This window comes from Streptomyces sp. NPDC054770 (genome assembly GCF_053611985.1).
Genome location: NZ_JBSHBL010000003.1, coordinates 162,649 through 175,620, shown reverse-complemented (window position 1 = coordinate 175,620; position 12,972 = coordinate 162,649). Strand labels below are relative to the sequence as shown.

Sequence of the window (12,972 nt, the reverse complement as noted above, 5' to 3'; positions counted from 1 at the left end):
CTCTGGTAGTAGTCGGCCATGGCAGCAGACGTGTGGACCCCCGTGATGTCGATGGCCGGCGTGGCTGTGGGCGGTGCGCTGACCTATCTGACGCAACGCGCCACGCAGCGAACGGCCGACCGGGCTGGAGAACAGCGGCGAGCTGCGGCACTGACGGAGGAGCGACGTGCCGAACAGATCAGGACCTTGCTGGAGTTCATCCGGTGCGCGCTGGAGGCCGAAGGCGTGGCGCATGCGCGGCCGCCGCGATGGGACATCGGCGATGAGTGGTACGCGACGGCCAGGCCGGCGATGGACGGTCTCCGGATAACCGAGAAGGGCGTCGAATTGCTATGTACCCCTGGCATGCACGCGCCGACGACCGCCTACGCCCGCGCCCTCAATCAAGCGGTCTGGCAGGAACGTGACGAAGAGAGCCTGGCCGAGCGCCTGGAACCGTTCAAAGCCGAGTTTCTCGCTGCCGGCCGCCGCGATCTGACCTGACCCGGGTCGAGATCATCTCCGTCAGCCCACACAACTCGCAATGATCAATGATAGTTACGCCCGTCTCCACATCAGCCGGGGATCCGTGCCCGACCAGGAAAGCAGATCATGCTCGCCACAGTCCTGGCCGTCTTGGGGACGCTCCTCGGATCGATCGTCACCGGCACGTTCCAACACCTGGCGGCCGGCCGCGCCGAGCGCGCGGCCGCCACCGAGCAGTTGCGTCGCGACCGGCTCGATGCCGTGACCACACTTGCCTCCGCCTGCTCCGACCACCGTCGGACCCTGTGGATGCGCGGAGAGGCCCGGCTTCGCGACGCCAGCAACGAAGAGCTGGAAGAACTCATATCACCCGCTCCGCCATCACCCGCCCCCTGGTCACGCTGCGGCTCCTCGTGCCCGACCCGGCTGTCCACTCCACCGCCCAGGCGATGGTCGTCGCCACCTACAACATGGTCAATGCCGTCACAGGCATCGAGGAGCTCACCGCAGCACAGGACATAGCACGACCCGCCCATGACCGCTTTGTCGATGCAGCCGCTGCATACTTCAGCGCCAACACCTGACAGTCCCCATCAGAGCCGGTCGAATGGGTCCTGGGTCGCGACCTTCTGAGTGATGGCCTGACGGGTTCCGCCGGCGATGGAGATGTCCGGGTTCGGCCGGCCGTTGCCCCGAGACGATGGCCGACGACCTCCGCCAGGCGATGGCGCACGTCAAACAGGCGGCGGTACGGGACCGCAACAACTGCATCGACACCGAGCAGCTGCTCTGGGGCCTGACCGCCGAGGACGACAGCGTTACCCGGTTCCTGCGAGCCGTCGGTGTCTCACCCGAAGCGGTTCACCGGTCCGTCGGCAAACGGCTGAGCATGGGTGACTCCCAGGCAGCCGAGCGCATCGGCTGGACGCCCTACTCCCGCAAGGCCATCGCCATCGCCGAGATGCGGTCCGAGCACAACGCCTCCGGCCGCATCGACTGCGACGGCCTGCTGATCGGTCTTGCCCAGCTCGGCCGCGGAGTGGCCGCCAACGTCCTGACCGAGGCCGGGTTCGGTCCACCCGCCCTCGACGCCCCGCTCACGGACACCCACTCATCACTGCACGACTGACCACAACGCACTGCCCTTTTGCTCGGGGGCCGCCGACCTCGGGGTGGGCGGCCCCTCACATACTCCTATCCCCCATCCGCCTCAACACCGTTTTTTGCATGGTCAGTTGGTCGCTGGACGGCGCATGGCGCGTGCGCGGTGAGGATGCGATCGCGCCCAATGGGCTATGGGAGATCGCCAGACCTTCGCTTCCGCCGGCGCAAGTACGGCCACAGGGCGGCGGGGTGGCCGACGTCGATGACGAGGCGTGTTCGAGGCCGTCGTCTACGTTCTGGTCAACAGCTGTGCCTGCGGGGTCCGTCGCCGTGCTTCGGCGCGTCGAAGTCGACGGTGCACCGCCGGTCCTGCGTCTGACTCCGGGCCGACGTCCGGGGACGGCTGCAACGGATGGTCCTCGAGGTGTTCGCCGGCCAGTGCCTGCTCGGCCCATCCCGACGAGGACCGCCCGGATAGCCGGACGGCAGCCCTGCAGCGGCGGTGCCGACCTGTAAGACCCACCCGCGCTGTTCGCCACCAGGTGTGACCGGTGACTCCCACTGCGTCGCAGGGGGAACTCGCCCGGCCAAGGGCGCCCCAGGCCGCGGCACCTCAGAAGCAGGGACTCAACGGCCGGGGCCCCGACTGTCACGTTCGGGCAAGCCGGCTTTCCAGGCCCGCGATGAGAGTGTCCACCACCAGGCGGAACCTGCGGTCCTGGACAGGCCCTGACGGGCCCGCGTCCGTGGACTCGTCTTCGTCGGCAGCGAGACCGGGGGGCTTGAGGCTCGCCCACTGATGAAGCGAGCCGTTGAGTTCGGCGGTGAGGACACCGATGACGACGGAGACCACCAGAGCGGCGACCTCCGGGACCTCCGGCTCCGGCACTCCTGCGGCGGCCACGACCGCGGTGAGCGCGGTCCAGAACGGGTCGTCGGGCTGGATGAAGTCCGGCTGGTGGCTGAACGAGTAGGCCATCAGATTGGGATGGCGGTGCGCCAGTGTCCGGAAGTCCGTGGCGAGCAGGCGGATGCGCTCCTGCCAGGGAGCGTCCTGAAGCGTCACGGTGCGGAACTGGGCGCCGACCATTCTCGTCACGCCGCGCAGCACGGCTTCCTTGTTCGGCACGTGGTGGTACAGCGACATCGGGTTCGCATCGAGCTCGGTGGCGAGTTTGCGCATGGTGAGCGCCTCGACCCCGTCCTCGTCGATCAGCCGCAGGGCGGCGGCATAGATCCCTGCCTCGGTCAGAGGCACGTCTCTCTTCCTCGTTCCCCGCGGGGGACGCCTCACCTTCTTTTCCATACCTCGTACGGTATCAGTTTCGTACACCGTACGGAAATGGCCCTGATCACAGCATTTATCCGCATCGCCGGGGGTTGCGTCGACTTTCCATACGCCGTACGGTACTAATTCCATACGGCGTATGTTTCCGTGCGGCGCCACAGCATTGACCAGCGCACCGCGCCCTTGCCCATCCCCCTCCACACACAGGAGCAAGCGATGACCACGAACTCCGCGAACGACCTTCGCCCCATCCGGTCCCCGCGCGGGATCCCCCTGCTCGGCCACACGCCGCAGATCCCCGGCACCAACCCCGTCGAGTACTTCAACGAGCTGTCCAAGCAGTTCCCCGAGGGCATCTACGGCATGGACATCGCCGGCATCGAGCAGGTCTTCGTCTATGACCCGGACCTGGTGGCCGAGGTCTGCGACGAGACGCGGTTCTTCAAACAGATCGAGAAGACGCCGCTGAACCATGTGCGGGACTTCACGGGGGCGGGACTGTTCACGGCCCACCAGCACGAAGAGGAATGGGCCATGGCCCACCGGATCCTCCTGCCGGCCTTCAGCCAGCGGGCCATGAAGAACTACTACGGGCAGATGCTGGAGATCGCCCAGAACCTGGTCGGCAAGTGGGAGAGCCGGGAGGGGCAGCCGGTGAACATCACCGACGACTACACCCGGCTCACCCTGGACACCATCGCCCTGTCGGGTTTCGGCTACCGGTTCGGCTCCTTCGCCGAGGAGGAGCTGCACCCCTTCCTCAACGCGCTCCTCGAGGCGCTGATCGAGTCGCTGCGGCGCTCCCAGGAGCTGCCGATGATGACCAGGCTCCGGAAGGCGGACGACAGGAAGTACCGCGAGAACATCCAGCTGATGCGCGACCTGGTCGAGAGCGTGATCAAGGAGCGTCGCGAGGGGAAGGGCAGCGGCGAGGAGGATCTGCTCGGCCTCATGCTGGAGGCCACCGACCCGGAGACCGGCGAGCTGCTGGCGGACGACAACGTCCGCGACCAGGTGGTGACCTTCCTCATCGCCGGTCACGAGACCACCAGCGGCCTGCTGTCGTTCGCCACGTACTCGCTGATGCGCAACCCGCACGTCCTGGCGCAGGCGTACGCCGAGGTGGACCGCCTGCTGCCCGGAGACACGGTCCCGGACTACGACACGATCATGCAGCTCGACGTCATCCCGCGGATCCTGGAGGAGACCCTGCGCCTGTGGGCTCCCATCCCGATGATCGCCAAGGCGCCCATCGACAGCACCGTCATCGGTGATCGGTACGAGCTGAGGAAGGGGACCAGGGCCAACATCCTCATGGGCGCCCTGCACTCCCACCCCAAGGCGTGGGACCGCCCGGAGGAGTTCGACATCGACCGGTGGCTGCCGGAGAACCGCGCCGCGCAGCACCCGCACGCCTACAAGCCGTTCGGCAACGGTGTGCGTGCCTGCATCGGCCGGCAGTTCGCGCTCACCGAGGCCCGCCTGGCGCTGGCGCTGGTGCTGCAGAGGTTCAGGTTCTCCGACACCACCGACTACCAGATGGACGTCCGCGAGGCCCTGACCCGCAAGCCCGGCGACTTCCGGCTGGTCGTCCGCAAGCGTCAGGAGCACCAGCGGACCGCCTTCGGCGCCGCCGACCTCCAGACCGGCGACACGCAGGCGCAGACAGCGGTCAGCGGCGTCGGGGTGAACCTGACCGTCGCCTACGGATCCAGCCTCGGCTCCTGCGAGGACCTGGCGCGCACCCTCGCCGACCGCGGTGAGCGCTCCGGCTTCGACACCACGCTGATGAACCTGGACGATCTCGGCGACAACCTGCCCACCGAGGGTCTGCTCGTCGTCGCCGCCGCCAGCTACAACGGGAAGGCGCCCGACAACGCCCAGCGCTTCGACGACCTGCTCGCCGCCGGCCTGCCCCAGGGTTCGCTGTCCAACGTGCGGTTCGCGCTGCTGGGCGCCGGCAACACCCAGTGGGTGGCCACCTTCCAGGCATTCCCCAAGCGGATCGAGGAAGGTCTGCTGGCCGCCGGCGCCACCCCGGTCGTCGAGCGCGGCATCGCGGACGCCGCCGGTGACTTCGACGGCATGGCGAGTCGCTGGATGGACACCCTGTGGGCCACCCTGGCCGAGGAGTACGCGGCCGACACCTCCGCGGCGAGCGGTCCGCGTTACCAGATCCAGCTGCTCACCGAGTCCGACGTGCGCCCCGCCATCGTCTCCGAGCAGGCATATCCGCTCACGGTGGTGGCGAACGAGGAGCTCGTGGCCGACGCGACCGGCCTGTGGGACTTCCAGATCGAGCCGCCGCGCCCGTCCGCGAAGTCCATCACCGTCGAGCTGCCCGAGGGTGTCACCTACGACACCGGCAACCACCTGGCCGTCTTCGCCAAGAACGAACCCGCCCTGGTGGAGCGCGCACTGAGGCAGCTCGGTGTCGAGCACGGCCAGGTGCTCCGGCTCGACCAGCCCGGCGGCGGCCGCACCCACCTGCCGGTCGGCGTGCCGGTCACCGCCGGCATCCTGCTCACCGAGTTCCTGGAGCTCCAGGACGTGGCCACCCGCTCGCAGATCCAGACGCTGGCCGAGTACACCCAGTGCCCGTGGACGCGGCCGCAGCTCCAGGCGTACGCGGCCGACACGGAGGAGGCCGAGGAGCACTACCAGAAGGAGATCCTCGGCAAGCGGGTCTCGGTGCTCGGCCTGCTGGAGCGCTTCCCCGCGGTCGAGCTGCCGCTGGCGGTGTTCCTGGAGATGACGGGGCCGATCCGGCCGCGCTTCTACTCCATCTCCTCCGCCCCGTCGGCCAACCCGCGCCATGTGCGCCTGACCGTCGGCCTGCTGGAGGGCCCGGCCCTGTCCGGCGACGGCCAGTACCGCGGCACCTGCTCCGCCTACATCGCCGGCCTCGAGCCCGGGGACGTCGTGTACGGCTACGTCCGCGTGCCCTCCCCGACCTTCGCCCCGCCCGCCGACCCCGCCACTCCGCTGATCCTCATCGGTCCCGGCACCGGCATCGCACCGCTGCGCGGCTTCCTGGAGGAGCGGGCCTGGCAGCACGAGAACGGCACGCAGGTCGGCCTGTCGCAGGTCTTCGTCGGCTGCCGCCACCCTGAGCACGACTACTTCTACCGGCAGGAAATGCAGGACTGGGAGCAGGCCGGGATCGCGCAGGTCCACACCGCCTTCTCCGCGGTGACCGGCCACCCGGCCCGGTTCGTGCAGAACGCCATCGCGGGCGCCGCCGACACGGTGTGGCAGGCCATCGAGGACGGCGCGTACATCTACGTCTGCGGTGACGGCCGCCGCATGGCCCCCGCGGTCCGCGAGGCACTGGCCGCCGTCTACCGCCGGCGGACCGGATGCGACGACGAGACCGCCCAGCAGTGGCTCGCCCAGCTCGAAGCCGACGAGCGCTACCAGCAGGACGTCTTCGCCTGACCGTCGCACGCCATCAAGGGGTGTGCCCCCCAGCTGCCGGGAGGCGTGCGGCACCCCCGCCGCCGGCCGTACGCCTCCCGGCCTCCACAAGCCCCTCGGACACCACATGGCACCCGCCCGGCCCGAACCGCCGGACGGTGCCGCTCACAGAAGGCAGATCTTCATGGACACCATGCTCGCCGGACGCTTCCACCTGGACAGCAAGAAGTTCGCCGTGGAAGAGGTCCCCATCCCCGTACCGGGCCCGGGCGAGGTCCTCATCGAGGTGAAGGCCGCAGGCGTCTGTCTCTCCGACGTCCACCTCCTCGACGGCTCCCTCGTCCCGCTGTTCGCCACCTCCGACACGGTCACCGTCGGCCACGAGGTCTCCGGTGTGATCCACACCCTCGGCCCCGAGCTCAGGCGCGGCCTGACCGCCGGCACCCGCGTCACCCTGGAAGCCGGCAAGACCTGCGGCCGGTGCGGCGGCTGCGTGCGCCACCGCCCCTGCACCCAGATGCTCACCGCGGGCATCGACTACGACGGCGGCTGGGCCGAGTACGTGATCGCCCGAGAGGACACCCTCATACCCATCCCCGACACCCTCCCCTTCGACCAGGCCGCGATCATCCCCGACGCGGTCTCCACCCCCTACGCCGCCGTCGTCGCCACCGCAGGCGTCCGCCCCGCGCAGTCGGTCGGCATCTGGGGGGTGGGTGGAGTGGGCGCACACAACGTACGCCTCGCCCGCCTGGTCGGCGCCGCGCCGATCATCGCCGTCGACCCGCTGCCCAGCGCCCGGGAACGCGCCCTGGCCTTCGGCGCGGACCACGCCCTGGACCCGGCCGCCCCCGACTTCGCCGACCAGGTCCGCGCGGCCACCGACGGACGGGGCCTGGACTTCGCCTTCGACTGCGCCGGAGTGCCCGCCGTCCGCGAGCAGGCCGCCTCCGTGCTCGGCCTGGGCGGCTCCCTGATCCTGGTGGGCATCACGCCCAAGCCGCTCACCATCACCGAGGGCCTGACCTTCAACTACCTGCAGAAGCAGGTGCGCGGTCACTACGGCGGCTTCCCGGAGTCGGTCTCCGAGCTGGTGCGGCTGGCCGCGGCCGGCCGCCTCGACCTGGCCCCCTCCATCACGGACCACATCCCGCTCGTCGACGCGGCCGACGCGGTCAGCCGCCTGGAGAACAAGATCGGCGATCCGATCCGTCTCATCCTCGTCCCCTGACCCCCGTCAGCAGGACACCAAGCCACCTCGGGCAGGGGTGAGTGGGCGCCGGTGCTTGAGGGAGCACCGGCGCCCACGGTTTTCCGGCAGCAGAACCGCGCAGGGACGGAGCCATGCAGACGAACGACACCCCGGGCAGCACTCCGCGGCGCAGCAATGCTCAGCGGAACCGCAGACGAATCCTCGCGGCCGCTCGCCAGAGACTGCGGGACGACCCCGACGTGAGTCTCGACAGCATCGCTCGGACGTCCGGCGTCACTCGCCGCACCCTCTACGGACACTTCTCCACCCGGCAGGCTCTGGTCGCCGAGCTGACGCGGGAAGCAGGACGGGCGCTGCAGCAGGCGTTCGGCGCAACCCCTGCCACGGATGCCGATCCGGTCGAGGCGATGACGCGGATGGTGCTGACGGCGTGGGCGGTGGGCGACCAGTACCGCATGCTCATCTCCCTGGGGCGGCGCCAGCTGGGAGAGGAGGCGATCCGCGCCACTCTGGCACCGGCCCGTGAGGAGGCCATCGCGACCATACGACGCGGTCAGCACCAGGGCGTGTTCGCGGACCATGTCCCGGCACCCGTCCTCGCCCGGGCACTGGAAGCACTGATGCTGGCCCTCGCCGAGGAGAACGCCGCGGGCGGGTGGGCGGACCCCACGGGTGAGGCCGCCGCCACCGCGTTCCTGACCGCCGCCGGAGTGGCACCACAGGCGGCTGCGCTCCAGGTGCGGGGAGTCGTCAGGCGAGGTCCGGCAGCGGGCGTCGGGTGACCTCATAGGCGTCGTCCGGAGGGACGCCGAGCATGCGCAGGACCATCTCGGCCAGGCCGGAGGCGGCCTCGTCCCCGTCGATGTCGGGCCGGGCCAATCGCTGGCAGGCACCATCGGCATGGCCCTTGGGCCGGTCCCGCCGCTTTTCGCAGGACTGGCCGGCGTCGGGCTCCTGATGCTTCTCGCCGGTGCTGTGAGCACGCACGTGCGCAAGGGAGTCAGGTTGCCGAATCTCGTCCCCGCGGTGGTGTGCGCCGCGCTGGTCGCCTGGCATCTCGTGCTCCTTGTCGGCGGCGGAGGCCCCTGAGTCCTGTTAGCGAGCCCGCGCCGGGGCTGGCACACTGAATCTGTGGTTCCGCTGATGACCGCGGCCGAGCAGGCGGCGTCCTCATCACTCACAGGCGCCGGCGTGGTGTCGACCTGCGCACTGCTCTTCACCGTCGCGTCGTTCTGGTGGCTCAACGCGAGACAAGGGCGCCTGAAGACGTGGGAGCCTCATGCCTTCGCAGCGATTGTCCACACATCCACGGCCCGCCTGCGGCTCCCACTCGTCCTTCACAACACCGGCCCCAAGCCGATAGTCGTCCAGGACCTCATCCTGACCTTCCCTGACGAGCCCGCGTCTCACCTGCCGCTTCTGTGGGTGTCCTCACCGTCTCGCCTCCAGCCGGGGCCGGACGAGGATGCGAAGCTGCCGGCCGGCTTCGTCGTGCCCGGCAGAGAAGCACAACAACGCTTCATCGAGTTCGAGGCACCGTTCTCCGGGCTCATGCCGGAAGCCCGTGACTACAAGGTCCAGCTGCAAGCCCGAGTCGGTCACCGCAAGGGGTGGCGCCGCCTGCTGACGTTCACCCTGCGGGCCGCCAACATCATCGATCCGAGTCGCTACATCGTCTACAACAACGCGCCGGTCGAGCTGACAAAGGAAGATCAAAAGAGGGCGGATGCCGCACTCCTTGAACTGTTGAAGGAGCAAGGGGACGCCTCGGCTCCGGGCGGCAGGGCCCAGCGGAACTCCCCGGATGACGATGGGGATATCGGCACGAGCCGCTAGAGATCTTTAACGGTGCGGGTTACGTCGGGTCGTGACGGCTCCCGTGGGATGCGCGATGCCGGGAAGGCGGGGTATCCCGATGGCGGTGGGCTGACGGCCGAGGAGCGGGCTCGGCTTGAGCAAGTGCGGTTCGGAGCCGCTGATCTGATCGAGGCCGGGGCCAGTGACCGGAGGCGGCCCGGCGGTTCAGCGTGACCCGGATGTCGGCGAACCGGTGGCGGCGTGCGTTGGCTTCGGGCGGTCATCAGGCTTTGGCCTCCAAGGGTCCCGGCGGGACGCGCGGGAGGGCGACTTGGAACAGGCACTCGTCATCGGCGAGCGCGCCCTCGAAGGCAAGCGCCAGTCCGTCCCTTCGCTCATCATGACGAGCCGCGAGCTTGCAGCCGAGAAGAGGAGTTCCCACCCGCACGTGCTTCCGGGCCGACTCGGACCCAGCGTGCCCGACGGGTCGGCACGGTCCCTACGGCTCTCCCGGCTACGCTCGCGCGGGAGCGCCCCGCAGCGCGTGGCTACGGGGCGTCCAGTGGGGTTCAGTCGACCATCTGCCCGTCGTACATACCGCCCTTGCAGGTGTTGTTCGCGATGGCGACGAGTGTCGCTGCCACAGCCGGTAGTCGAGCCTCGCCGCGGCGCTCGTGCCGGGGATGTCTATAACGGGCTTCTTCACGTGCTCGCGGCATGACCGGTCCTCCACTCTGTCATCACCTGGGCATCAAACGCAGCTTGTCCGGATCACGGTGCGCGTGGGAGGGGCCGGGTGCAGCGCCCCTCCCACGGTCGGACCCTCACTGGTGACTTCGCCGCCGGGGCCACGCGGAGGCGGGGGGTGTTCATGATCTGGGCTGCACCATGAAGGTCATTCGTGCACGCTGGGGACCTCGAGGGGCGTGAGGGACGTCGGGCTCGACAGCAGCGAGTTGCCGCTTGGCCTTGTGGGCACGGTCCCCGGCCTGCTCGAACTCCCTGAACAGCTTCTCGACCGTCTCGTGGTCGCCCTTGAGCAGCACAATTGCGTCCATGGCTCCGCCTTCGCATGGTCCGGCACGTCCCGCATGAAGCGTGGTCTCCCGCCGGCGGAAATACCGAAAGCCGATCGGCTCCTCCGCACCGGCTACCCCCGACGGTGTGCCCGACCCATCTGAAGCGCACCTTCTGCCTCGTACGGTCACGCCGCGAAAGCAGCAGGCGCACTGACTGTAATCACTGCCGGTCAGGAGGTTCGTACGCACCATGTCCCGGCTGCTGGTACGTCGTGGGTTGCGAAGTGAAAGCGAACTGCTGTGCGCCGACCTCGACGCGGCGTACGCTGAATCCGCGTCCTTGACCCCGGCGCTCCCCGTCGACAGACGGCGTCGTCCTTCGGCAAGCGGATCGGCTTCCCTGTTGCGTGCTCAGGTGGTTCTCCTGTCGGCGGTAGCACCGATCCCTCGGCGAACTCGCTGCTCACCTTTCGAGCACGCCCGCACGGATGCAGCCTTCGCGGTGGCTTCGGTATGGGCGGGGAAGCCGAGGCGCTGTGCCATTTGTGCATACGATGATCCGGTACCGAGGAAATGGCCGGGCGACCGTCTTCCTGGAGGGTGAGATCGACCGGACCACCGTTCCTGCCGTAGGCGCCGCCCTGGCGGCATGTCTGGCCAACAGGATCACGGACATCGACGTCGATCTCGCCGCCGTCGGGTTCTGCGACGCCAGCGGTCTGAACGTCTTCCTCGAAGTCTCCCAGCACCTGGCCGCCTCGGAGGGCGAGCTGCGGCTGCACCATCCAGCCCTGGTGGTGAGTCGGCTCCTGGACCTCACGGGCACGGGGTTCCTCCTCGCAGAGGAGAACTCGGGCGTGGAACAGCCGCCGACCGAGACAGCTCAGCCGTCCAGCGGAGCCGCATGATCAGCGACCGGATGGCGGAGATCCTGCGGCTGCTGCAGACGGAGGAGTGGCCCGACGTGGCGGCGGATACGGCTGAGCTGCTCGCTGTGGACGGGATCGCGGTCAGCGCGGGCAACGCACCAGGAGGAACCGAGATCCTCTGGTCCTCGGACAGCCTCTCGCGTGACTTCGAGGACCTGCAGCTCACCCTCGGATACGGACCTGGGCCGGACTGCCTGGCCGACGGCATCGCGGTGCGCGTGCCCGATCTGGGCCGCGTGCGCGAGGACCGCTGGCCCGCCCTCCTCATCGAGGCGTCCGCTCTGAACGTACGGGCGGTGTTCTGCTTCCCTCTGCACATCGGTGCCATCACCCTCGGCGTACTGACCCTGGTCCGAAAGACCCCGGGACACCTGACACCCCTACAGGGCGACGATGTCAACGTACTGGCCGTCGCCCTGACCAAACGCGTCCTGGATCTCGGGAGCCCGCTGCGGTCGGCCGCGGAGAACCAGGACATGGTCGCCCCGGTACTGCACCAGGCGGTCCTCCACCAGGCGACCGGCATGGTCAGCGTCCAGCTGTCCGTAACCCTGGCAGAGGCTCTGCTGCGGCTCCGTGCCTACGCCTACGGCAACAGCCGCACCCTCACCGACACAGCCCGGGACGTCGTGGGCAGACGGCTGCGGCTCGAACCCGACCCGAACCCGACGAACGTCACCGAAGACGAAGATGAAGACGAGGACGAGGACTGATCTCGATGGCAACCCGTGAACAGCAACTCACCGAAGTCTTCGTCGAGGTGGCCGACTCCCTGATCGACGACTTCGACGTCATCGACTTCCTGCAGAAGCTGTCCGTGCACTGCATGGAACTGCTCGACGTCGCCGCCGTCGGCATCCTGCTCGCGGACGAGCACGACAACCTCCACGTCCTCGCCGCCTCCGACGAACACACCCGGCTGCTGGAACTCTTCGCCCTCCAGCACGACCAGGGCCCCTGCGTCGACTGCTACCACGACGGCCTGCCGCGGATCAACGTCAGCCTCACCGACCCCACGGCGACCACCAGGTGGCCAGAGTTCGCACGCAGCGCCCAGGACACCGGTTTCGTCTCCACCAACGCCCTGCCGCTGCGGCTGCGCGGACGGGTCATCGGCGCGCTCAGCCTGTTCACGGCCGGCCCCGAGCCGCTGGCCGAACAGGACCTCACCCTCGCCCAGGCCCTCGCCGACGTGGCGACCATCGCCATCCTGCAACAGCGCACGCTCGCCCACAGCGAGGCCGAGCGCGACCAACTCCAGTACGCCCTCAACAGCCGCATCGTCATCGAGCAGGTCAAGGGCATCCTTGCCGAGCGCTGGCAGATGTCCATCGACGAGGCGTTCGGCACCTTCCGCGCGTACGCTCGCGCCCACAACCGCAAACTCTCCGACCTCGCCCGGGCCATCGCCGACGGCACGCAGAGTACCGACACGATCCGCGCCCATCCCTCGCGAGCAACGGAAACGGACAGCTGACACCTGCCCAGTTCATCCACCGATCGTTCCCTCCGTACCGATGGGCGATCGGCGGCTTGCTCTCGCCTGGGGACGGTGGACGCCTGCCGGAGGCGCGCTCGTTTCCCCGTGGCAGGGGGATGCTGTGACGGCCAGGGTTCACCGGCTCGCCGCTCAGGAGGGCGGCCATGCGGGCGCGATGCTTGCGGTGGATGCCCGGGTGTTCGGCCCCGGGATTCACTCCGCGCAGCCATGGGTGACGCATTTGGGGTATGACACGCGCC

Annotated in this window: 12 protein-coding genes and 2 pseudogenes; 11 read left to right on the top strand and 3 right to left on the bottom strand. The window is 68.9% G+C overall.

All coding sequences use genetic code 11. The annotated features are described in order from the left end of the window. Window positions 1-18: 18 nt before the first annotated feature. The 3 genes from ACWGKQ_RS04850 (at window position 19) to ACWGKQ_RS04840 (ending at window position 1,594) form a co-directional block, all read left to right on the top strand. Window positions 19-483 carry a hypothetical protein gene (locus ACWGKQ_RS04850; protein ID WP_453290429.1) on the top strand — a complete coding sequence of 155 codons (465 nt, stop codon included), beginning with the start codon at window positions 19-21 and terminating at the stop codon, window positions 481-483. 395 nt (window positions 484-878) lie between these two features. After that, a complete protein-coding gene (locus ACWGKQ_RS04845) occupies window positions 879-1,049 on the top strand; it encodes a hypothetical protein (RefSeq protein WP_453290428.1) in 171 nt (56 codons plus the stop codon). Window positions 1,050-1,165: 116 nt separating this feature from the next. Continuing rightward, complete coding sequence (locus ACWGKQ_RS04840; RefSeq protein WP_453290427.1) at window positions 1,166-1,594, top strand: Clp protease N-terminal domain-containing protein; 429 nt, start codon at window positions 1,166-1,168, stop codon at window positions 1,592-1,594. A gap of 624 nt (window positions 1,595-2,218) precedes the next feature. On the opposite strand, the gene ACWGKQ_RS04835 is transcribed toward ACWGKQ_RS04840, so the two are convergent. Continuing rightward, entirely contained in the window at window positions 2,219-2,827 is a 609-nt protein-coding gene (locus ACWGKQ_RS04835; RefSeq protein WP_453290426.1) for a TetR/AcrR family transcriptional regulator, read from the bottom strand. A 246-nt stretch (window positions 2,828-3,073) separates the two neighbouring features. Here ACWGKQ_RS04835 and ACWGKQ_RS04830 point away from each other — a divergent pair, with 246 nt between their 5' ends. From ACWGKQ_RS04830 to ACWGKQ_RS04820, 3 genes are all read left to right on the top strand, one after another. Then, the gene (locus ACWGKQ_RS04830; protein ID WP_453290425.1) at window positions 3,074-6,295 is read left to right on the top strand and encodes a bifunctional cytochrome P450/NADPH--P450 reductase; all 3,222 of its coding nucleotides are present in this window, start codon (window positions 3,074-3,076) and stop codon (window positions 6,293-6,295) included. 163 nt (window positions 6,296-6,458) lie between these two features. Continuing rightward, window positions 6,459-7,505, top strand: a complete 1,047-nt coding sequence (locus ACWGKQ_RS04825; protein ID WP_453290424.1) for a zinc-binding dehydrogenase — start codon at window positions 6,459-6,461, stop codon at window positions 7,503-7,505. Between the two features lie 113 nt (window positions 7,506-7,618). Continuing rightward, entirely contained in the window at window positions 7,619-8,269 is a 651-nt protein-coding gene (locus ACWGKQ_RS04820; RefSeq protein WP_453290423.1) for a TetR/AcrR family transcriptional regulator, read from the top strand. Here the strand turns inward: ACWGKQ_RS04820 and ACWGKQ_RS04815 are convergent. After that, a pseudogene (locus tag ACWGKQ_RS04815) lies at window positions 8,238-8,369 on the bottom strand (TetR/AcrR family transcriptional regulator); the annotation flags it as partial. The gene ACWGKQ_RS04820 and the pseudogene ACWGKQ_RS04815 overlap by 32 nt on opposite strands. Window positions 8,370-8,630: 261 nt before the next feature. On the opposite strand from ACWGKQ_RS04815, the gene ACWGKQ_RS04810 reads away from it, so the two are divergent. Both ACWGKQ_RS04810 and ACWGKQ_RS04805 read left to right on the top strand, forming a co-directional pair. Then, the gene (locus ACWGKQ_RS04810) at window positions 8,631-9,323 is read left to right on the top strand and encodes a hypothetical protein (protein WP_453290422.1); all 693 of its coding nucleotides are present in this window, start codon (window positions 8,631-8,633) and stop codon (window positions 9,321-9,323) included. A gap of 48 nt (window positions 9,324-9,371) precedes the next feature. Beyond that, window positions 9,372-9,604 (top strand): annotated as a pseudogene (locus ACWGKQ_RS04805) (helix-turn-helix domain-containing protein); the annotation flags it as partial. 549 nt (window positions 9,605-10,153) lie between these two features. On the opposite strand, the gene ACWGKQ_RS04800 reads toward ACWGKQ_RS04805, so the two are convergent. After that, a complete protein-coding gene (locus tag ACWGKQ_RS04800; RefSeq protein WP_453290421.1) occupies window positions 10,154-10,342 on the bottom strand; it encodes a hypothetical protein in 189 nt (62 codons plus the stop codon). A gap of 515 nt (window positions 10,343-10,857) precedes the next feature. Between ACWGKQ_RS04800 and ACWGKQ_RS04795 the strand changes: the two genes are divergently transcribed. The 3 genes from ACWGKQ_RS04795 to ACWGKQ_RS04785 are packed head-to-tail and all read left to right on the top strand — an operon-like array spanning window position 10,858 to window position 12,709. After that, on the top strand, window positions 10,858-11,211 hold the full coding sequence (locus ACWGKQ_RS04795) for an STAS domain-containing protein (RefSeq protein WP_453290420.1): 354 nt from the start codon (window positions 10,858-10,860) through the stop codon (window positions 11,209-11,211). Beyond that, a complete protein-coding gene (locus ACWGKQ_RS04790; RefSeq protein WP_453290419.1) occupies window positions 11,208-11,945 on the top strand; it encodes a GAF and ANTAR domain-containing protein in 738 nt (245 codons plus the stop codon). Before ACWGKQ_RS04795 ends, ACWGKQ_RS04790 begins: the two co-directional genes overlap by 4 nt. Before the next feature lie 5 nt (window positions 11,946-11,950). Further along, window positions 11,951-12,709 (top strand): ANTAR domain-containing protein, encoded by a 759-nt coding sequence (locus tag ACWGKQ_RS04785; protein WP_453290418.1) that lies wholly within the window; start codon window positions 11,951-11,953, stop codon window positions 12,707-12,709. Window positions 12,710-12,972 lie beyond the last annotated feature (263 nt).